Source organism: Sinomonas sp. B1-1 (assembly GCF_050474465.1).
Classification (GTDB): Bacteria; Actinomycetota; Actinomycetes; order Actinomycetales; family Micrococcaceae; genus Sinomonas; species Sinomonas flava.
Genome location: NZ_JBCHVF010000015.1, coordinates 61,643 through 81,611 on the forward strand (window position 1 = coordinate 61,643; position 19,969 = coordinate 81,611).

General features: G+C 69.6%; 21 protein-coding genes. 15 read left to right on the plus strand and 6 right to left on the minus strand.

Translation table 11 applies throughout. The features are described 5' to 3' along the window. The first annotated feature begins 30 nt into the window (after nt 1–30). From ACQ5BE_RS17375 to ACQ5BE_RS17395, 5 genes are all read left to right on the plus strand, one after another. The gene (locus tag ACQ5BE_RS17375) at nt 31–705 is read left to right on the plus strand and encodes a GntR family transcriptional regulator (RefSeq protein WP_430298225.1); all 675 of its coding nucleotides are present in this window, start codon (nt 31–33) and stop codon (nt 703–705) included. A 111-nt stretch (nt 706–816) separates the two neighbouring features. Beyond that, entirely contained in the window at nt 817–1,398 is a 582-nt protein-coding gene (locus ACQ5BE_RS17380; protein WP_430298264.1) for a TrmH family RNA methyltransferase, read from the plus strand. 141 nt (nt 1,399–1,539) lie between these two features. Then, complete coding sequence (locus tag ACQ5BE_RS17385) at nt 1,540–2,208, plus strand: haloacid dehalogenase type II (protein WP_430298226.1); 669 nt, start codon at nt 1,540–1,542, stop codon at nt 2,206–2,208. 45 nt (nt 2,209–2,253) lie between these two features. Further along, on the plus strand, nt 2,254–2,820 hold the full coding sequence (locus ACQ5BE_RS17390; protein ID WP_430298227.1) for a dihydrofolate reductase family protein: 567 nt from the start codon (nt 2,254–2,256) through the stop codon (nt 2,818–2,820). Nucleotides 2,821–2,830: 10 nt separating this feature from the next. Further along, on the plus strand, nt 2,831–3,772 hold the full coding sequence (locus ACQ5BE_RS17395) for a ribokinase (RefSeq protein WP_430298228.1): 942 nt from the start codon (nt 2,831–2,833) through the stop codon (nt 3,770–3,772). A 45-nt stretch (nt 3,773–3,817) separates the two neighbouring features. Here ACQ5BE_RS17395 and ACQ5BE_RS17400 read toward each other — a convergent pair whose 3' ends face one another. Then, the gene (locus ACQ5BE_RS17400) at nt 3,818–4,219 is read right to left on the minus strand and encodes a hypothetical protein (RefSeq protein ID WP_430298230.1); all 402 of its coding nucleotides are present in this window, start codon (nt 4,217–4,219) and stop codon (nt 3,818–3,820) included. A gap of 155 nt (nt 4,220–4,374) precedes the next feature. Between ACQ5BE_RS17400 and ACQ5BE_RS17405 the strand changes: the two genes are divergently transcribed. After that, entirely contained in the window at nt 4,375–6,057 is a 1,683-nt protein-coding gene (locus tag ACQ5BE_RS17405) for a response regulator transcription factor (protein ID WP_430298231.1), read from the plus strand. A gap of 47 nt (nt 6,058–6,104) precedes the next feature. Here ACQ5BE_RS17405 and ACQ5BE_RS17410 read toward each other — a convergent pair whose 3' ends face one another. Together ACQ5BE_RS17410 and ACQ5BE_RS17415 are read right to left on the minus strand one after the other, a co-directional pair. Continuing rightward, nucleotides 6,105–7,292 (minus strand): TerC family protein, encoded by a 1,188-nt coding sequence (locus ACQ5BE_RS17410; protein WP_430298232.1) that lies wholly within the window; start codon nt 7,290–7,292, stop codon nt 6,105–6,107. Nucleotides 7,293–7,495: 203 nt separating this feature from the next. Continuing rightward, on the minus strand, nt 7,496–8,935 hold the full coding sequence (locus ACQ5BE_RS17415; RefSeq protein ID WP_430298233.1) for a DUF222 domain-containing protein: 1,440 nt from the start codon (nt 8,933–8,935) through the stop codon (nt 7,496–7,498). 294 nt (nt 8,936–9,229) lie between these two features. On the opposite strand from ACQ5BE_RS17415, the gene fbaA reads away from it, so the two are divergent. Then, complete coding sequence (gene fbaA / locus ACQ5BE_RS17420; protein WP_208711403.1) at nt 9,230–10,252, plus strand: class II fructose-bisphosphate aldolase; 1,023 nt, start codon at nt 9,230–9,232, stop codon at nt 10,250–10,252. 19 nt (nt 10,253–10,271) lie between these two features. Further along, on the plus strand, nt 10,272–10,700 hold the full coding sequence (locus ACQ5BE_RS17425) for a DUF3151 domain-containing protein (protein WP_430298234.1): 429 nt from the start codon (nt 10,272–10,274) through the stop codon (nt 10,698–10,700). Nucleotides 10,701–10,790: 90 nt separating this feature from the next. Here the strand turns inward: ACQ5BE_RS17425 and ACQ5BE_RS17430 are convergent, their stop codons facing one another. Then, nucleotides 10,791–12,134, minus strand: coding sequence for an MFS transporter (locus ACQ5BE_RS17430; RefSeq protein WP_430298235.1), 1,344 nt, complete (start codon nt 12,132–12,134; stop codon nt 10,791–10,793). Nucleotides 12,135–12,183: 49 nt separating this feature from the next. Here ACQ5BE_RS17430 and ACQ5BE_RS17435 point away from each other — a divergent pair, with 49 nt between their 5' ends. Further along, on the plus strand, nt 12,184–12,996 hold the full coding sequence (locus ACQ5BE_RS17435; protein ID WP_430298236.1) for an IclR family transcriptional regulator: 813 nt from the start codon (nt 12,184–12,186) through the stop codon (nt 12,994–12,996). A 35-nt stretch (nt 12,997–13,031) separates the two neighbouring features. On the opposite strand, the gene ACQ5BE_RS17440 is transcribed toward ACQ5BE_RS17435, so the two are convergent. After that, nucleotides 13,032–13,388, minus strand: a complete 357-nt coding sequence (locus ACQ5BE_RS17440) for a non-heme iron oxygenase ferredoxin subunit (protein ID WP_344297458.1) — start codon at nt 13,386–13,388, stop codon at nt 13,032–13,034. 192 nt (nt 13,389–13,580) lie between these two features. Here ACQ5BE_RS17440 and ACQ5BE_RS17445 point away from each other — a divergent pair, with 192 nt between their 5' ends. The 4 genes from ACQ5BE_RS17445 to ACQ5BE_RS17460 all read left to right on the plus strand — a co-directional run bounded on the left by ACQ5BE_RS17445 (nt 13,581) and on the right by ACQ5BE_RS17460 (nt 17,453). Beyond that, a complete protein-coding gene (locus ACQ5BE_RS17445; protein WP_430298237.1) occupies nt 13,581–14,315 on the plus strand; it encodes a DUF5058 family protein in 735 nt (244 codons plus the stop codon). Between the two features lie 16 nt (nt 14,316–14,331). After that, nucleotides 14,332–15,066, plus strand: a complete 735-nt coding sequence (locus ACQ5BE_RS17450) for a hypothetical protein (protein ID WP_430298238.1) — start codon at nt 14,332–14,334, stop codon at nt 15,064–15,066. Between the two features lie 69 nt (nt 15,067–15,135). Continuing rightward, nucleotides 15,136–16,380: an amidohydrolase gene (locus ACQ5BE_RS17455; protein WP_430298239.1), complete on the plus strand. Its 1,245-nt coding sequence runs from the start codon at nt 15,136–15,138 to the stop codon at nt 16,378–16,380. Nucleotides 16,381–16,463: 83 nt separating this feature from the next. Beyond that, the gene (locus ACQ5BE_RS17460) at nt 16,464–17,453 is read left to right on the plus strand and encodes an Lrp/AsnC family transcriptional regulator (protein ID WP_430298240.1); all 990 of its coding nucleotides are present in this window, start codon (nt 16,464–16,466) and stop codon (nt 17,451–17,453) included. Nucleotides 17,454–17,506: 53 nt separating this feature from the next. Here the strand turns inward: ACQ5BE_RS17460 and ACQ5BE_RS17465 are convergent, their stop codons facing one another. After that, nucleotides 17,507–17,977, minus strand: coding sequence for a MarR family winged helix-turn-helix transcriptional regulator (locus ACQ5BE_RS17465; protein WP_369802266.1), 471 nt, complete (start codon nt 17,975–17,977; stop codon nt 17,507–17,509). A gap of 139 nt (nt 17,978–18,116) precedes the next feature. On the opposite strand from ACQ5BE_RS17465, the gene ACQ5BE_RS17470 reads away from it, so the two are divergent. Together ACQ5BE_RS17470 and ACQ5BE_RS17475 are read left to right on the plus strand one after the other, a co-directional pair. Beyond that, complete coding sequence (locus ACQ5BE_RS17470) at nt 18,117–19,067, plus strand: SDR family NAD(P)-dependent oxidoreductase (RefSeq protein WP_430298241.1); 951 nt, start codon at nt 18,117–18,119, stop codon at nt 19,065–19,067. A 52-nt stretch (nt 19,068–19,119) separates the two neighbouring features. Continuing rightward, the gene (locus tag ACQ5BE_RS17475; RefSeq protein WP_430298265.1) at nt 19,120–19,968 is read left to right on the plus strand and encodes an amidohydrolase family protein; all 849 of its coding nucleotides are present in this window, start codon (nt 19,120–19,122) and stop codon (nt 19,966–19,968) included. The last annotated feature ends 1 nt before the right edge of the window (nt 19,969 follow it).

Here is a 19,969-nt window from a genome sequence, read left to right on the forward strand (position 1 = left end):
GATCGCGCAGCAGGTAGGAGGAGGCCGGCGATGGCGGAGGTTGATGCGGCGCGAGGCCGCGGCCCATCCGTCGCTGAGCTCGTGGAGTCGCTGCAGTCGGCGATCGCGGCGGGCGACCTCGTGCCGAACCAGCGCCTCATCGAGGCGGACATTGCCGCCGAGTATGGCGCGAGCCGGGGCACCGTCCGTGCTGCCCTCTCCGAGCTCACCGTGGAGGGGCTCGTCGAGCGGCTCCCGAACCGAGGTGCCCGCGTGCGGGCGGTCTCGGCCGAGGAAGCCGTCGAGATCACCGAGGTGCGCGGCGCCCTCGAGGCCCTGTGCGCGCGCAAGGCGGCGGAACGCATCACCGACGGCCAAGCGGCCGACCTCCGAGCCCTTGCCGGGCGGATGCGCGAGGCTGTGGCGGAGGGCGATCGGGAACTGTACTCCGAATGCGCCCGGGCCCTCCACGCCGCCATCCTCGAGATCAGCGGCCAGAAGACCGCGGCCGCGACCATCCGCCGGCTCCGAGGCCAGGCGGCACAGTTCCAGTTCCGACTCGCCCTGCAGCCGGGCCGTCCCCGCGCCCTGCTCCCGCAGCACCTGGGGATCATCGAGGCGGTCTGCGCGCACGACGGCGCCGCGGCGGCGGAGGCGGTGCTCGTCCACCTCGGAAGCGTGGTCGAGGCGATCCGCGCGACTGAATCCCAGACCGTGCGCGGCTAGTCTGGACCGGTGACTGAACAGCGCGAGGAGCGCGCCGGCGTCGTGCGCGAGGCGGAGGGCCGGGAGCACGGCCACCCAGACCAGACGGTCGGCGTCGGCCCATGGAAGGGCATGTGGCCGGAAGGCGACCACTGGGACCCGGAGCTGCTCACGCACGGCGACCGCCGCAACGTGCTGGACAAGTACCGGTACTGGACGCACGAGGCGATCGTCGCCGAGCTGGACACGCGGCGCCACGAGTTCCACGTGGCGATCGAGAACTGGCAGCACGACCTCAACATCGGCACGGTGGTGCGCACCGCGAACGCGTTCCTCGCCAAGGAGGTCCACATCATCGGACGACGGCGCTGGAACCGTCGCGGGGCGATGGTCACCGACCGCTACCAGCACGTGCGGCACCACGCCACGGTCGAGGACTTCGTCGAATGGGCGCGCCGGGAGGACCTCCCCATCCTCGGAGTCGACATCTTCCCCGATTCGGTCCCGCTGGAGACCTACGAGCTGCCGCGCCGCTGCGTGCTCGTGTTCGGCCAGGAGGGGCCCGGACTCACGCCCGAGGTGCACACGGCGGCGGACGCGACGCTCTCGATCGAGCAGTTCGGGTCGACGCGCTCGATCAACGCCGCCTCCGCCGCTGCGATCGCCATGCACGCGTGGGTGCGGAGGTGGGTGTTCGGCCAGCGGGTGGGCTGACCCGATCATGCTGTCGCGCGGCGAGAGTGAATCCAGCTCCAGGAGCAACTCGATTGCCTTCGGCGCATCCGGGTAGCTCAGGTACGGCACCGCGCTGACCATGGCGACAGGGCAGCCGCGCTTCCGCCGAAGGAGTAGTCCATGGCCGTCCACCCGAGCGTCATCGTCTTCGACGTCAACGAGACTCTGTCCGACATGTCCCCGATGGGGCAGCGCTTCGCAGACGCGGGCGCTCCCGCCCATCTCGCGAAGCAGTGGTTCGCGAGCCTGCTGCGTGACGGGTTCGCGCTCTCCACGACGGGCGACTCGGCCGGCTTCGCCGCCCTCGGCGCGGAGATCCTCGCGCCGATGCTCGACGCCGCGGGCGTGGCCCAGCCCGAGGAGGCTGCCAGGCGGCTCGCCTCGTCGATGGGCGATCTGCCCCTTCACCCCGACGTGGTCGACGGCGTGCGCGCCCTCCGCGTGGCGGGCTACCGCCTCGTGACCCTCACCAACGGCTCCGCCACGGTCGCCGAGGCGCTCTTCGCCTCGGCCGGGATCCGCGACGAGTTCGAGCGCCTGCTGTCCGTCGAGCAGGCTCCCGCGTGGAAGCCCCACCCCGGGGCCTACGCGTATGCCGCGGAGGCGTGCGATGCCAGCCCTGACGAGCTGCTCCTGGTCGCTGTCCACCCCTGGGACATCCACGGAGCGCGGCGCGCAGGCCTCCACGCAGCGTGGATCAGCCGCGGGGGCGGGACGTACCCGAGCTACTTCGCGGCGCCGGATCTCACGGTGGCATCCGTGGGAGAGCTTCGGGGCGCGCTCGGGTAGCCCGCGGGACTCACAGCTGTCGGTGCCTCCGGATAGTCTGCCTCCATGGGCGAGATCAAGGTGCACGAGTTCATCACCGTCGACGGGGTGTTCGAGGACCCGTCCTGGACTGTCGAATGGTGGCCATGGGATCCGAGGATGGAGGAGGCCGTGGGCGCGCTGACGGCCTCGGCAAGCGACATCCTGCTGGGGCGCCGGACCTTCGAGATGTTCGCACCCGCGTGGTCCACCCGCACGGCAGAGGATGATCCTGGGGCTCCGTTCTTCAACGACACGCCGAAGCACGTCGTCACCTCGGGCGAGCTTGCTGTCGACTGGAACAACTCCACCGCGCTAGGCACCTACGACGCGGAGTCGATCCGCAGCCTCAAGGCCCGCACCGAGGGAAGCATCTACATCAGCGGCAGCGGGCAGCTGGTCCGGGCGCTTCTGGCCGACGGACTCGTCGACGAGCTGCACCTCTTCGTCTACCCGATCGCCCTTGGCAAGGGGCAGCGACTCTGGGGCGAGGACGGCGAGGCCGCGCGGCTGGCACTCAAGTCCTCGGAGGCGTACACCAACGGGATTGTCCACCTCTGCTACGGCCCCGCCGTCGCGCCGGGGCAGGCCTGACGGGGCAGTTGTGGCCGGCGTGGTGGTCGTCGGGTCCCTCAACGCGGACCTGACGGTCTACTGCCCCCGTCTTCCGGCGCCAGGGGAGACGATCGCGGGCACGGCCACGGAGGTCGGGCCCGGAGGGAAGGGCGCCAACCAGGCGGTGGCGGCGAGCCTGTCGGGGGCCGGCGTCGCCATCGTCGGCGCGGTTGGGGATGACTCCAATGGCGCCATGCTCCGACATGCGGTCTCGGGTGCCGGAGTGGATGTGAGCCGCGTGCGCACCCTCGGGGACCAGGCTTCCGGAATGGCCATCATCACGGTTGACGACGCGGCCGAGAACACGATCGTCACCACAGCCGGCGCCAACGGGCGCCTCTCGGCACGAGACGTCGAGGTAGCCGGTGAGGTGTTCCGCGGTGCCAGAGCGGTGTGCCTGTGCCTCGAAGTGCCCCGCGAGGCTGTTCTCGCTGCCGCGCTCGCGGGCCGCGCGGCAGGTGCCACGGTCATCCTGAATGCTTCGCCCTTCGGCCCGCTCGCGCCCGAGCTCCTCGCCGCCGTGGACGTCCTGCTCGTCAACGCGCACGAGGCTTCCCAGCTGCTCGCCGGGGCGCCTCTCCCGCCGGCTTCCGCGGACGACGCCGCGTGGGCGCCGATCGCCCGCGGCCTCGCCGAGGCGGGGGTCAGGGCGGTCGTCACGCTGGGCGCGGGAGGCGCCGTCGTGCTCGAGGACGAGCAGGGCAGGACGGGCCGGGCCAGGGTTGAAAGGATCCCGGCTTTGCCCGTGGAGCCGGTCGACACCACCGGAGCGGGAGACGCCTTCGCCGGGGCCCTCGCAGCACGCCTTGCCGCCGGAGACGCGCTTGGGGACGCCGCCCGCTACGCCGCTGTCGCCGCGGCACTCTCGACGATGGCGAGGGGCGCCCAGAGGTCGTATCCGACCCGCGAACGGGTCCTCGCACGGCTCTGAGAGCGGGCGCCGAGCATGACGCCGACGATGACTGGCGTGGTGCTGTCACGTTGTCGTACGCGCCACCTCCTCTGCCGCCGGACGGACAACTCCCGCGAGGTGGCGCGGGAACCGGGCCAGTGGCTGGCCCGTTGCCTGGTACCACTGGCGCAGCGAAGCCGGAGCGTCTCCGAGGGCTGCCGAGTCAGTGGTGGAGTAGAGCCAGTCGGCCGACTGCGCGAGATGCCCGCTGATGACCCCCATGTGGTTCTCCATGGACGCTGAGTCAGAGTGCACCTGGACAGACGTGATCTGCTGGCCAGCCTCGTCGGCGAAGAACTGGAAGACGAGCATGTTGGGCTCGCGGCTCTGCACAAGCTCGACGACTGCCCGACAGGCCGCGAGTGCGTCCTCGAACCGCCCTTCCCGGACGGAGTAGGTGCTGATGAAGATGAATGGCCCGGACATGGTGACCTCCTGGGATCGGGACCCGCGCCGTGCGGGTCACCTTCAGCGTCCCGCCGGCCCCGTGGTCGCGGCATCGGCAGACCGGGCCTCGCTCTGCCTGGGGCGTGGGTAGTTCTGCCCATCCGCGAGTGCCATAGTTGTCCTTGGAGGACGACGTGGCTGATGCAGCAGCACTCCATCTGGCGAGGGCGGCAGATCTCCGGCGGTCTGCTGACTGGCGATCAGCCTGCGAGGAGTTCCGGTCCGCTGGCGGTGTCGAAGGCCTTGAGGTCGATGACCTCGAGCGGTTTGCCGAATGTGCGCAGATCGCGGGTTTCCGGCAGGAAGCCATCGCGGCCCTCGAGCGTTCCTTTGCTCTCCGGATGCGCGCGGGAAAGATACGGGAGGCCTCCGCTTCGGCGTTCTGGCTGTGGGAGGCCTACGTCCTCAACGGGGAATTCGCGCGCGGCGGCGGCTGGATGGCGAAAGCCCGCCAGCTCGCTCAGGGAGCCGGCGCTGGCAACGCTCCGGGCTGGCCCCTGATCGCCGAGGCCTATGGCTTGATCGGCTCGGGAGCGTACGAAGCGGCGCTGCCGGTTCTTCAGCAGGCACGGGAAGTCGCGATGGCGACGGGAGACGCCGATCTCCACGCGTTCTCGACCCTCCTCGGTGGCCGCGCCCTCCTCAAGTCGGGCCAGCGCAGGGAGGGGCTGGAACGACTCGACGAGGCGATGCTCGGGGTGCTGTCCGGGAAGACATCGCCGCGTGTGACGAGCCTCCTGTTCTGCGCCGCGATCGGCACGTGCCACGAGGAGGTGCATGACGACGTGCGGGTCCGTGAGTGGAGTGTGGCGCTCGGCTCCTGGCTCCATCGTGTGCCTCCCTTCGGCAGACCCTTCTACGGCAACTGCCTCACGTATCGGGCCGCTGATCTGCGGCTCGCCGGGCGCTGGCGTGAGGCACTGGCCGCTCTCGAGGAGGCCTGCCGGCTGCTCGCGGAAGAGGCGGGGGCGCTCGTGGTCGGTCATGCCCATTACGAACGGGCGGAATCGCATCGGCTTCTCGGCCACGCTGCGGACGCAGAGGCGGCGTACCGTGCGGCGGCGTTCTCGGGAGGGCCGACACAGCCGGGCCTTGCGCTGCTCCGGCTGTCGCTCGGCGATGTGCCGGCTGCGGCGGCCGGTATCCTCCGTGCGCTCAGCGAGTCCGAGGCGAGGTCCGTGCGTGCCGAGGTTCTGCCCGCTGCGGTGACAGTCCTCCTCGCGGCAGGCGAGGCGACGAAGGCGCGAGAGGCTGCGGACGAGCTCGCGCAACTCGCCGAGGCTTTCACCTCGGACGCACTCCGCGCCGCCTGTGCTGCTGCTTCAGGGGAGATTGCCATTGCGGAGCAGGACTGGCGTGGCGCGCTGCCCCTCCTGCGGACGGCCTCGAATCTGTGGCGGTCGCTTGCGTTTCCGTACGAGACCGCCCGGACTGCGATGCTGATTGCCAAGGCCTACCGGCTGGCGGGTGACGCGGAAGCCGCCCTGATTGAGCTCGCGTTCGCCCGCGAAGTCTTCCGAGGCCTGGGAGCGGGGCCGGACCTGGCTGAGGTCGAGCGGCTACTGCGGGGGGATCCTGCACCGTACGGTCTTACGTCACGCGAAGTCGAGGTGCTCAAACTGGTCACCCTGGGCCTGACCAACCGCGCCATCGCTGACCGGCTGTACCTGAGCGAGCGGACGGTCCACCGTCACCTGAGCAACATCTTCGTCAAGCTCGGCGTCGCCTCCCGCACCGAGGCCGCGACCTGCGCTGTGGACCGCGGGATTGTGATTCTCGCGCAGACGCCGGCGGGCGGCCACCCGCGGAGGCCATAGGCCTCCGGGGTGACCGCCCGCCGTCGTGTGCTGGGCAGGGGGTGCCGCTATTTGGCGGTGAAATCCGCGTGCGCGGCGTGGGCCTCGGCCACCTTCGCCCGGATCTCTTCGATGTCCTTCACCTTGTCGCGGTACTTCTTGTCCATGGCGAGGATCGACTGCTCCTCGTCCATGAGCTCCCGGTAGACGCGCTCGCGCTCGGAGAGGTCCGCGGTGTACTCGAGGTCGAGGTAGCTCTCGGCATGGCGGCGGGCGTTGTTGACCGCGGCATGGGCCTTGCCGGCCTTGCTGAACAGCGACGCGAAGATCGTGATGGCCAGGACGCCGATGATGACGGTGAGCGACAGGCCGGTGGTGATTTCGAAGACCGGGACATGGTTGCCGCCGTTGATGAAGAACAGCGTGTTCTCGTGCAGCGCGTGGAGGACCAGCTTCACGCCGATGAACGCGAGGATCGCGGCGAGGCCGTACGAGAGGTAGATGAGGCGGTCGAGCAGTCCGTCGAGGAGGAAGAACAGCTGGCGCAGGCCCATGAGGGAGAACGCGGTGGCCGTGAAGACGATGTACGGGTTCTGGGTGAGGCCGAAGATCGCGGGGATCGAGTCGAGGGCGAACAGGAGGTCCGTGCCGCCGATCGCCACCATCACGAGGAGCATCGGGGTCAGGACGCGCTTGCCGTTCTCAACCGTGAAGAGCTTGTCCCCGTCGTAGTGCTGCGACGTGCGGAGGAACTTGCGGGCCAGACGGATGATGAAGTTGTCCGCCTCGTCGTCACCGGAGTCCTCGGGCTTGAGCAGGTTGCCCGCGGTGATGAGCAGGATGATGCCGAAGACGTAGAAGATCCACGAGAAGCTGTTGATCAGCGCGACGCCGAGGAAGATGAAGGCTGTGCGCGCGATGAGCGCGAACACGATGCCGAACAGCAGCACCTTCTGCTGGTCCTCACGGGGAACCCGGAAGCTCGCCATGATCACCAGGAACACGAAGAGGTTGTCGACCGAGAGGGCCTTCTCCGTGATGAAGCCGGCGAAGTACTCGGACCCCATGGACGGGCCGCCGAAGACCAGGACCGCGATGCCGAAGAGGATGGCCGCTCCGACGTATATCGACGACCACACCGCCGCCTCTTTGAGCGTCGGCACGTGGGCCTTGCGGATGTGGAAGAAGTAGTCGAAAGCCAGCAGGGCCAGGATCAGAACGATCGTGACGCCCCAGACAAGTGGGGATACAGACATGGGAAGATGTCCCTTTCGCAGGTAGGCGCTATCGCCACAAGTCTCTCCACCACCCCGATGGGATGGCCGCTGCACCCGGCCGGGCTCCGGCGCCCGACGTGTTGACGTATGCAGCGCTTGGGATACTCCCCTGCGCACTTCCTAGGCTACAGGCAGGCTGCGGCCGAGGGCAAAAGCCGTCTGGGATCGGAAGGCATCCGGGATCAGAAGGGCGGCGGGGCGCAGGCCCCGCTGGTGTGCGCCGGCGGCGCCGCGGGAACAGCAGTGGGTGCAGCGGGCCGGGGCCCGAGAATGTGGGTCCGGTCCGCCGGCTCGGCGGGGTACTCCTCGCCGAGGAGGCTCTTCCACACAAGGTCCCCGCTGACCTTCGGCGGCTCGCCGATGTGCCTCCCGCCGTGATCCGGCATGGACCGCCTCAGATGGAACACGGCGAGTGACTTCAGGGCGTGGTGCTTGGTGCACAGGAGTGCGAGGTTCTCTGCATTGGTTGCGCCGCCGTCCTGCCACTCGATTGTGTGGTCTATCTCGGAACGCCTCGCCGCGGCCGTGCATCCCGGGACCACGCATTTGCCGTCCCGGTACTGGATGAAGCGAACGAGTCCGGCCGGGGGTCTGTAGGTGGACCGTCCGAGTTTGACCGGGACTCCCTCGTCGTCGGTGAACAGGCGCTGCCAGGTCGGTGCGGCGGCGGCCAAGAGCCGGGCGGTGGTCGCATCGATGACGCCAGACCCGTCGAGGTGGGCCACGTCGTCGGACGCGCCGAGTGCCACCGCCAGCGGGATGTGGACCACGACTTCCGCGGTGATTCGGGAGAGCAGTTGCTCGAGCGACGGGATGGGCTCGCCGGACAGCGGAGCCTCGCCGGACCGAGGGCCCTCGCCGCCACGGCCCGTCAAGCAGAGCTGGAGGAGGATGTCGGCCCGCAGCTGCTGGAGGGTCCGATGCTCGCTGTCGCGATCGCGCGCGGCGCCGTCGATGCGCTCGTAGGCCGCCCGGGCCGTCTCCGCCGGCAAGAGCGCAGACAGGACGCACATTCCGTCCTCGTCGGGCTGGAGCCACACGCGGCGGTCTTCGCGCGCAGCCTCTCTCCTCCGGGTGATCGACTCGGGATGCAGCCTTTCGCGCAGATCCCGAACGACGGAGCGGAACTCGCCCGGCGTCCGGATTCGCCCCTTCCGGGCCCGGAGGCGCGCGAGCGCTTCGATGCCGAATGCCTCGGCAGCCCGTTCTGGCAGGGTCGCGGCCTGGTCGACGACCGCTCGCGCGTGCGACTCCGTGATGTCCCCGGCCGCCAGCGCCTCGTGGAGGGCCGGATGCGTGTTGACGAGTGCCACCGAGAAGTTGAGCGTGCGGGCGGCAGCCGCTTCCGACGTGTTCTGGAGTGCCGCGATCTCTGAGACGGCGGCTGCGTGGGCCACCTCTCCGCCGAGTCGTTCCGGCTGACCCTTGCGTCCTTCCAGCGGCTGGTCGGCGACGTGCTGGTTCTGCCTGTCGACCAGAAGCGCGCGAAGGCTTGCGCTGAATGCCTCGAACTCTGCGAGGGCGCGCAGTCCCTTGGCCACACCTGCAGGGGTGTCGAGGGTGCGAGGATCGAGCTCGATGAAGCCGTGAAGCGCCTCGGGATGCCGGGAGGTGAAGGCCAATTCGCCGGCTACTCGGTCTGCCGTCCCCGCCACTCGCTCCACCCCCGGTTTGCTCGTACACGTGTTCCTATTCTAGCGCCAAATACCGCTTAGATCCATACATATATCCGAACGCATTTCCGAGTAACGGTTCGCGCCGAGGGGCTCCAACGGCGGGAGCTGCCCGCCGCCGTCGTGCCTGCCTGTCATCTTGAAATCCTGAAACTCGCCCGTGCGGGCCCGCTCGCTAGGATGGGCAGTGGCCCAACCACGCACCCCGCGTGAACCCCATCGAGCCACTGCCGAGGAGCATCAATGCCTATCGCTACCCCCGAGAAGTACGCCGAGATGATCGACTCCGCCAAGGCTGGCGGCTACGCGTTCCCGGCAGTCAATGTCACCTCGTCGCAGACGCTCAATGCCGCGATCCGCGGCTTCGCGGAGGCTGGCTCGGATGGAATCGTCCAGGTCTCCACCGGCGGTGCGGCCTACTGGTCCGGCGCGTCGGTGAAGGACATGGTGGTCGGCTCGCTGGGCTTCGCGGCGTTCGCCCGCGAGATCGCCAAGAGCTACGACGTGAACATCGCCCTGCACACGGACCACTGCCCCAAGGACAAGCTCGACAGCTTCGTCCTGCCGCTGCTGGAGGCCTCCGAGGCCGAGGTCAAGGCCGGCCGCGACCCGCTCTTCAACTCGCACATGTGGGACGGCTCGGCCGAGACCCTCGAGGAGAACCTGCGCATCGCCAAGGAGCTCCTGCCCCGCACGGCCGCGGCGAAGATGATCCTCGAGGTCGAGATCGGCGCGGTCGGCGGCGAGGAGGACGGCGTCGAGAACGCCATCAACGAGAAGCTCTACACGACCGTTGCCGACGGCCTCGCCACGGTCGACGCGCTCGGCGCCGGCGAGAACGGCCGCTACATCACTGCCCTGACGTTCGGCAACGTCCACGGCGTCTACAAGCCGGGCAACGTCAAGCTCCGCCCCGAGATCCTCAAGGACATCCAGGCGCAGGTCGGGGCGAAGATCGGCAAGGACAACCCGTTCGACCTCGTCTTCCACGGCGGCTCCGGCTCCTCCGAGCAGGAGATCGCGGACGCCGTCTCCTACGGCGTGATCAAGATGAACATCGACACCGACACCCAGTACGCCTTCACCCGCCCGGTGGCAGGGCACATGTTCGCCAACTACGACGGCGTGCTCAAGGTCGACGGCGAGGTGGGCAACAAGAAGACCTACGACCCCCGCGTGTGGGGCGCCCTCGCCGAGGCCGGCATGGCCGCGCGCGTGGTTGAGGCCGCCCAGCAGCTCGGCTCCGCCGGCAAGTCCGTCAAGTAGGCCGGGCGCAGGGGCAGCGATGAGCGAGACATTCCGCACCAACCTCCTCGGCCCCGAGCCCACGAGGCTTCCCGCTGAGGACGAGGTCTACCAAGGACTCGCCCTCGGCCAGCCGGCCATCGACCTGGTGGCCAGGCATCCCGAGTCGTCCCTCCTGTGGGCCGTCCTCGCCGAGGAGGCCTGGGACGAGGGCCGCACGATCGAGTCCTACGCCTTTGCCCGAGTCGGCTATCACCGCGGGCTCGACGCGCTGCGCCGAAGCGGCTGGCGCGGTGCCGGCCCCGTTCCGTGGGAGCACGAGCCGAACCGCGGGTTCCTCCGCGCGCTCTACGCGCTCGGACGGGCCGCCTCCGCGATCGGCGAAGAGGGCGAGCCCGAGCGGATTGCTGCTTTCCTCGAGGGCTCCGACCCCACGGCGAAAGCCGCGATCGAGGGTGCCGCCCGATAGAGCCAGACAGCGCTAGAGCCAGACAACGCACGACGGCGCGTGGCCGGCTTCCCGAAGGAAGCCGGCCACGCGCTTTTCATACGCAGGCTGCTAGGCCACTGTGGCCGGAGCAGCGACGGCCGCGGCGCGACGCCGGGAGTCGCGGACGGCGACGACGCCCAGGAGCACGGCGGAGATGAGCGCCGCTCCGCCGAAGAGGAGGAAGTTCATCGACGGGGGAACCGCCTTGCTGGCCAGCATGAGCCCGGAGAGCTGCGGTGCGAGCACGGCGCCGATGCGGCCCACGCCGAGGGCCCAGCCGAGTGCGGTGCCGCGCAGCGCGCTCGGGTAGTGCGAAGCGATCGCGCCGATGACGAGTGACTGGGTGCCGTGGGTCCCGACGCCGGCGATGACGAGGGCCGCGTAGACAAAGGCCGTGTTCGATGCCGGCATCACGAGGAGCGCGACGAGCGCTGCGCCTGCGAGGAACGCTGCGACCACCGAGACCTTCACCGTGCCGAACTTGTCACCGGCCCACGCCGTGATGATCGACCCGGCGACGGCGCCGAGGTTGAGCGCGATGGTGAAGGTCAGCGCCGGGCCGAGATCGGAGCCGGAATCGCGCATGATCTTGGGCAGCTGCGTCCCCAGGCCGTACCAGGCGAACAGGGTGAAGAGCGTCGACGCCGCGAACAGGACCGAGAGGAACGCAAAGCCGCTGCCGAAGAGACCGCGGAAGCCGCTGCGCGGCGTCGTGCTCTCTGCGGTGGACGGTGCGGACGAAGCGGCGGGGGAGGCGCCGGCCTCGTGCGCGGACGAGCCGAGGGTCTCGGGGAAGTACTTGAGGCCCAGCGGAACGAACACCGCAAGCGGGATGATCGCCACGAGGAACATCGACGACCATCCGAAGGACGGGACCATCCAGAGGCCGAGCAGGGCCGCAGCGGTGCCGCCGATCGGAACGCCCGACATCATGAGGGTGGCCATCGAGCCACGCCACTTCGAGGGGATGAGCTCCGCCGCCATCGCGTTCGCGGAGGGGACGAGGCCGCCGAGCCCGAGGCCGGCGACGAGTCGCAGCGCGGCGAAGACGGCGGCGTTGGGGGCGAACGCGCACAGGACCGTCGCGACGGAGAAGATGACGGTGCACAGGACGATGGCCTTCCGGCGTCCCCATGTGTCCGACAGCCGGCCGGCGAAGACCGCGCCGACCATCATGCCGATGAACGCCATCGAGCCGATCGTGCCGGCGGAGGCGGCGTTGAGGCCCCAGCCGGTGGACTCGATGAGGTTGTTCTGGACGGTGCCGTAGACGATGAGGTCATAGCCGTCGAAGACGACCATGGCCCAGCAGATGATGACGGCGATGACGGCATTGCCTCGCCGGGGCGATGAGCCGGGACGGGTCTGGCCGGCCTCGTTGCCGGACGCGGGAGTGGTAACGCTAGAGGACATGCATCTCAGGATGGGGTGCCGTGTCTCACACAGGCCATAGAATTCTGTTGTGCAGAAGTTCCAGATCGTAAAGAAGCCTGCCTACGCGATCGAGTCCGTGGACAACGCCCTCCAGCTCATCCTCCTGCTGCAGGAGAGCGGGGCCATCCGAGTCAACGAGGCGGCCGAGCGGCTGGGCGTGGCGCCGTCGACCGCGCACAGGCTCCTCGCGACGCTCGTCTACCGCGGCTTCGCCGCGCAGGACGAAGCGCGGCGCTACACCGCCGGCCCCGTGCTCTCGGGCGCGTCGCGGCATGGGCGGCTCCAGGAGGTGGTCGCCCTGGCGGCGCCGCATCTCGAAGAGCTCGCCGCGACGGTGGGGGAGACCGTCAACATCATGGTCAGATTCGGCACGAGCGTGCGGTTCCTGATGAGCGCGGAGTCGCGCCAGCTGCTGCGCGTGGGCGACCGGACAGGCACGGTGCTGCCGGCCAACCTCTCCTCCGGCGGCAAGGCGATGCTCGCGACGCTCGACCTCGGGACCCTGCGCCAGCTGTACATGGGCCGGGGTGCGCGGATGTCCGGCGAACAGCTCGGGGAAGACGCGTTCCGTGCGCTCGAGGCGGAGCTCGCGACCGTGCGCGAGACGGGTGTTGCCGTCAACATCGGCCGCACCGAGGCGGACATCGCGGCGATGGGCGCCGCCGTCCTCCAGTACGACGCCGGAGGGTCGCCGCGCCGCGCGTGGCTCGGGCTCTCGATCAGCACGCCGCGCTCCCGCGCCTCGGTGCTCGCGGAGCCCGCCACGCGCGACGCGCTCCGGGCGTGCTGCGCCGCCGTCGCGGCTGCCCTGAACGACGCCGGCATCACCGAACCGCGGTAGGTTCTGCTGGCCGGAACCCGGCGGGCTGCCGCGGACTACTTGGCGCAGGCCTCCGGATCGGCGTCGGTGCCGGGGAAGAGGACGACCTGGCCGTCGCGGACCTCGACCCGGTGTGTGCGCGTGTCCTCGGTGGCCGGGAGGCAGGTCACCTTGCCCGTGCGGAGGTTGAAGCTCGACGAGTGGAGCGGGCACTCGACCTCCTCGCCCTCGATCCAGCCCTCCGCCAGGGAGGCCTCCTCGTGGGTGCAGGTGTCGTTGAGCGCGAAGAAGCAGCCCGTGTCCGCATGGAAGACGGCGATCGCCTCGCTGAAGCCGGACTCCTCGGGTTCGACGACCTTCGCGGTGCCCTCTTCGATCTCATCGGTGCCGCCGACCACGATTCCTTCGCTCATGCGCCCAACTCTATCGAGCAGGCACTCCGGGCGACGAGGCTGACGCCCCGGAGGAATTGTGGCAACACTGTTGACTTCGGACATTTGAAGCCGTTTCATTGAGTAAATCCGAAATGCTCCAGATCACAGTGCAGTGTTCTGGACATCACAGATCCTCACTGCAGGTTCCGGTCATCACCGTCAAGGAGTCCCATGCACCCGCTCGCCGTCGACCCGGGGTCCACCGACATCACCCCGGTGTCCTTCCACCCGCTCCTGTGGATCGCCGCAGCGGGCGTCTTCGCTGTGATCATCCTCCAGTCCGCGATCTACCTGCGGGCCATCCGCAAGGCGGCACCCGAGGTCAACCTGACGAACGCCCAGGTGACCGGGTCCGTCCGCCGCGGTGCCATCGCGGCGATCGGACCGTCCCTCGCGGTTGCCCTCGTGGCGATCTCCCTCCTGCCGCTCTTCTCGACGCCCGCGGTCCTCACCCGCATCGGCCTCGTGGGCTCGGCCGCATTCGACGTCGCCGCCGCAGGCATCGCCGCCGGCAGCCAGCACGCCCAGCTCGGCGGCCCGACCTACACCCAGAAGGTCTTCGCGATCGGCTTCGCGGCCATGACCCTCGGCGGCCTGGTCTGGATGCTCACCGCCCTCGTCCTCACGCCGGTCCTGTCGAAGGGCGACAAGACGCTGCGCAAGGTCAACCCGGCCGTCATGACGATCGTGCCCGCCGCCGCGCTCCTCGGCGCCTTCTTCTCGCTGGCGCTCGCCGAGACGGTCAAGTCCCCGATCCACATCGTCACGCTCCTGTCCTCAGCGGGAGTCATGGGGCTCTGCCTCCTCGGGGCGAAGTACTTCAAGAAGCCGTGGCTGCGCGAATGGGGTCTCGGGATCGCGATCCTCGTCGCCCTCGTCATCGCCTACCTCGTGACCGCCAAGTAAGAGCCAGGAGAGAACCATGTCCACCCAGACCAGCACCCGGCTCAGCGGGCTCGCCCAGTTCGACCGCACCACGTCCATCTGGGGTCCGATCACCCTCGGCCTCGGTTTCCTCATCTCCCTCGGCGCTGCGCTCTTCGCCGCGTTCGGCACGGGCCTCGGCATCACGGGCGGCGAACTGTGGACGGCCGTCGGCCTTGTCGTCGCGACGTTCGGCGTGATCGCCGTCATCGAGCCCATCTCGTACTACCCGGTCCTCGGCCGATCGGCCATGTACCAGGCCTTCATGATCGGCAACATCGCCAACAAGCTCCTGCCCTCCGCCCTCGTGGCGCAGGCGGACCTCGACGAGAAGCCCGGCACCCGGCGGGCCGAGCTCATCGCCGGAGCCGCCATCATCGGGGCGGCGTTCATCCACATCGTCACCCTCGTGATCCTCGTCGGAGTCCTCGGCACGTGGCTCGTGGGCGTCCTCCCGCCTGGCCTGGTTGCGGTCGCCCGTCTCTACATCCTCCCCGCGGTCTTCGGCGCGGTCACTGTGCAGGCCGTGGTGACGATGAAGAACATGCGCATCACCATCGTCGCAGCCGTCGTCGCCGCGCTCATCACCTACGTGCTCATCCCGCTGGTTCCGGCGCTGAGCTTCTATGGGACCCTCCTGGCCGTGGCCGCGACGATCATCCTCGCGTGGTTCGCCCGCTCCCGCGCCGCCGACGGTCGGCCTTCCGCTGCAGCGTCGTCCGTCGGGCACTGACGCCAGCCCCACCGCGCCAGCCCGACCCCGCCTGTGCCGCGCACCGACTTCAAGCAGAGAGGAAACACCATGACCGAGGCGACCACCGTTGCCCTGACCTCCACGATCGAGGTCCCGGAAGCGTTCATCGAGGAACACATCGCGCTGTACAAGGCGTTCCACCGCGCGCCCGAGCTCTCCTCGGCCGAGCACCGGACCGCCGAGTCGATCGAGGCGAGGCTCACCGCGCTCGGGATCGAGCACTTCCGCTGCGGGAGCACCGGCGTCGTCGGGATCCTGCGCAACGGCGAGGGCCCGGTGGTCGGATTCCGCGCCGACACGGACGGCCTGCCGATCGCCGAGGAGACCGGCCTCGACTACGCGAGCACCGCCACCGGCACCCTGCCGGACGGGAGCGAGGCACCGGTCATGCACGGCTGCGGCCACGACACCCACATCACGGCGGCGCTCGCCGCCGCCCAGTACCTCACGGAACACCCCGAGGAGTGGACCGGAACCCTCGTGCTGATCTTCCAGCCGGGCGAGGAGACCGCCTGGGGCGCCAAGGAGATGGTCGACGACGGGCTGTGGGACCGCGCGCCGCGACCCGAGATCGTGCTCGCCCAGCACGTCATGCCGCAGGAGGCAGGGACGTTCTGGCTCCGGGGAGGCAACATGGCGAGCCTCGCCGACTCGTGGCGGGTCACGGTGCGGGGACGCCAGGCGCATGGCTCCCAGCCGGAGAAGTCGCTCGACCCGATCGTCGCGGCCTCTGCGATGGTGCTGCGCCTCCAGACCATCGTCTCGCGGGAGCTCCCGCCGACCACGCCCGCCGTCGTCACGGTCGGCACGTTCCATGCCGGTCTGAAGGAGAACATCATCCCGGAGACCGCTGAATTCAGCCTCAACGTGCGCACTCCGGACGAGGACACCCGCGAGCGGGTCCTGTCCGCGATCCGGCGCATCATCTCCGCCGAGGCCCTGGCCTCCGGCATCGAGGACCCGGCGATCGTGGAGATCAATCGGTTCCCGCGCCTCTTCAACGACGAGGAGCATGCCGCGCGCGTCGCCGCCGCGCTGCGCGCAGGCTTCGGCGAGGACGCCGTCGCCGAAAGCCCCCTCGGCATGGGTTCCGAGGACGCCGGATGGCTCAGCGACGCCATCGGCGTGCCGGGCGTCTTCTGGTCCTTCGGGGCCTTCCCCGCCGACGAGTTCGCCGGCGGCGGGACCCCGGCCGGGAACCACTCGCCGCAGTTCGCGCCGGACGCCGAGCTCGCCGTCGTCAACGGCACCGGCGCCGCACTCACCGGCTTGCTCGCCTACCTCGGACGGTAGCCCCACCCCACCGGGGGCGCACGACGGCGGCCGCCCACCCGCCGTCGTGCGCCCCCACTCCCGCTTCCTGACAGGATGGGGCCATGCTCGACGACCTCGACCGACAGATAGTGGCGGCACTCATCCGCAACGGCAGGGCGCCGTGGCGGCTCGTCGCCGAGGTCCTCGGCCAGCAGGAGCGGACCGTTGCCCGCCGGGGGAACCGCCTGCTGGCGTCCGGGGTCGTGCGGGTCCAGTCCTTCCCGAACCCGGCCGCGCTGGCGCCCGTGGACCTCTACATGCTCCGGGTGGCGGCAGCCCCTGGAGCATTGCGGGGCATCGGTGCGTGGCTCGCGGACCGCCCCGAGACCCACTGGGTCAGCGCCCTCGCCGGCGCCAGCGAATGCATCGTGGAGCTCTTCGCGGGGCAGGAGGAGATCGGGCCGCTGCTGTACCGGGACCTTGCGCAGGTCGACGGCGTGCGGGACGTCTCCCTGGAGCCGATCTTCGAGTACTACCGCACCGTCTCCGGCTGGCGTCCCGACCTGCTCACGCGCGAGCAGTACGACGCGCTCAGCCCCTCCGAGCTTCCCCAGTACGTCACGCGCTACGAGGAGCTCGGCATGCCCCGCCTCGACGAGCCGAACCAGGCCCTCGTGGACATCCTGAGGACCAACGGCCGGGCCACCATCGAGGAACTCGCCGCCGGCCTCTCCGTCTCCAAGGCGACCGCGAGCCGGCGGCTCGAGGCGCTCATCGCCTCGGGGGGCGTGTACGTCCGCGCGATCCTGGACCCGTCGTCGATCGGCTACCCCTTCGAGGCTTTCCTCACGGTCCGCACCTCTCCCGGGGACGTCGACGCGGTAGGTGCCTACGTCGCAGAACTGCCCACGACCCGCTGGGCGGCCAACGTCTCGGGCCAACTGCTCGTCCAGACTGCCGCCCGGTCCGTCGTCGAGCTCCGCTCCGTCGTCGAGGGGATCGAGGGGCGGCCCGGCGTTCTCGGGGTTGAGCTCTCCCTCTACGCGGAGATCTTCAAGCGCAGCACGGTCACTTACGTGGACGGCCGGCTCCCGGCGCTGGCCGCTGACTGACCGGCCCGCGCTGACTGACGGCCGAAGCCCTGGAGCGGCGTTGCGAGTGAGGCCTACGCCCAGAGAGCCTTGCGGAGCAGCGCCGTGAGCGTGCCGGCCTCGTCGTCCGTCAGCGCCGAGAGCTGCTGGCGCTCGCAGGCCCTGATCTCCGCCTGCGCCTTCGCATGCACCACTTCGCCCTCCGGGGTCGCGAGCACGATCTTCTGGCGCCTGTCCGTGCGTCCCTGCTCGCGCGTCACGAGGCCGCGCTTCTCGAGCTCGTCCACGAGGCTGACGATCTGGCTCGGGTCAAGGCTCAGGAAGTCCGCGAGCTCGCGCTGGGTCGGCTCGAGGCCGCTGCAGGCGAGGCGCAGCACCGAGTAGGAGCGCTCGCGCAGCCCGAACTCCGCCAGAGCGTGGTTGTTGAGCACGGACCCGGTCGCGTGCAGCTTGGCCAGCAGCAGGCCGACGTCGCCGCCGATCGCCGAGGAAGCGAGCCGCGGAGCGCCGTCGCCTTCAATCTGGAAGTCCACGCTCATGGGCATCTCCTACCGTGCGAACAATCTGGACGAAAAAATCAATCGTTGACATTCTCAATGATCCGTAATTTCATGGACTGTGACAAGGGTCTCACGGTCAGCAGGCCGCGGGCACCGCATGGAGTGAAGTGCGAAGGAGCATGGCATGAGCCTGGCAGGCAAGGTAGCGATCGTGACCGGCAGCGGACAGGGCCTGGGCCTCGCCTACGCCCGTGAGCTGGCCCGTCAGGGCGCTGCGGTCGTCGTCAACGACGTCAACGAGGAGACCGCCGCCGCGGCCGTCGCGCAGATCGAGGCCGACGGCGGGAAGGCGACGGCCGTCGTCGTTCCCGTGGGCACGTCCGAGGCCGCCAAGGCCCTCGTGGACGGCGCCGTGGAGGCGTTCGGCCGCCTGGACATCCTTGTCACGAACGCCGGCATCCTGCGGGACAAGAGCCTGCTGAAGATGACGGACGAGGACTTCGACCTCGTCATCAACGTCCACCTCAAGGGCACGTTCACGTGCGTCCGCGAGGCCTACGCGTACTTCAAGGAGAACGGGGTGGCCGGCCGCATCGTCACCATCGGCTCCCCGACCGGGCAGCGCGGCAACTTCGGCCAGACCAACTACGCCGCGGCGAAGGCCGGGATCGTCGGCATGGTGCGCACGTGGGCGCTGGAGATGAAGAAGGCCGGCGTGACCGTCAACGCCGTCATCCCCGTGGCCGCGACCGCGATGACCAAGACGGTCCCGTACTTCGCCAAGGCTGTCGAGGCGGACGAGCGCGGCGAGGCCATGCCGGCCTTCTTCCGCCACGACCTCGGCTTCGGCACGGCCGACGACGTCGCCGGCCTCGTCGCGTACCTGGCCTCCGACGCCGCCGCCGGCATCACGGGCCAGGCGATCGGCGCCGGCGGCGACCGCCTGCAGGTGTGGACCCACCCCGAGCCGGCCACGACCGACTACCGCGAGGGCGGCTGGACGTACGAGGCCCTCCAGGAGCGCGGCGCCGAGCTCATCGGCGGCCACCTGCAGAGCGTGGGCGAGGAGTTCCTCCCGCTGCCCGCCGAGCTGCGGCCGGAGGCCGACAAGGCCGCCGCGAAGGCCGGTGCCTGAGGTGGCCCGCTACGAACTCGGCATCGACGTCGAGGCCATCGACGCGATCGACATGCACGTGCACGTCGAGATCGACGGCCACGGCCACTGCTCCCTCCCGGATGACCTCAACGAGGCCTCCTCGAAGTACTTCAAGGCCGAGGACCGGCACCCCACCCTCGAGAGGATCGCGGACACCTACCGCGGGCTGAACATGGCGGCGGTGGTCTTCACGGTCGACGCCCGCACCCAGCTCCACCACGAGCCCAACTCGATTGAGGACCTCATCGCCGGCGCGGCCGAGCACAACGACGTCCTCATCCCGTTCGGCTCGGTGGACCCGCGCACGGGCGAGGACGCGATCGCCCGCGCCAAGCACCAGGCGCTCGAGCTCGGGGCGCGCGGATTCAAGTTCCACCCCTCCCTGCAGGGATTCGACCCGTCCAGCGAGGAGTTCTACCCGCTGTGGGCGGTGCTCGAGGAACTGGGCCTGCCGGCGGTCTTCCACACGGGCCAGAACGGGATGGGCGCGGGCATGCCGGGCGGCCGCGGGATCAAGCTGCGGTACTCGAACCCGCTCCTGCTCGACGACGTCGCCGCGGACTTCCCGGGCCTGACCGTGATCATGGCCCACCCGTCCGTGCCCTGGCAGGACGAGGCGATCTCGATCGCCACGCACAAGGCGAACGCGTTCATCGACCTGTCGGGCTGGTCCCCGAAGTACTTCCCGGAGTCGCTGGTGAAGGCGTCCAACTCGATGCTGCAGGACAAGGTCCTCTTCGCGACCGACTTCCCGCTCATCACCCCGGCCAAGTGGCTCGGCGCCTTCGCGGAGCTGCCGCTGAAGGACAGCGTCCGGCCGAAGATCCTCAAGGACAACGCGGTGAAGCTGCTCCGCCTGGGTGCCGGGGGAGAGGACTGAG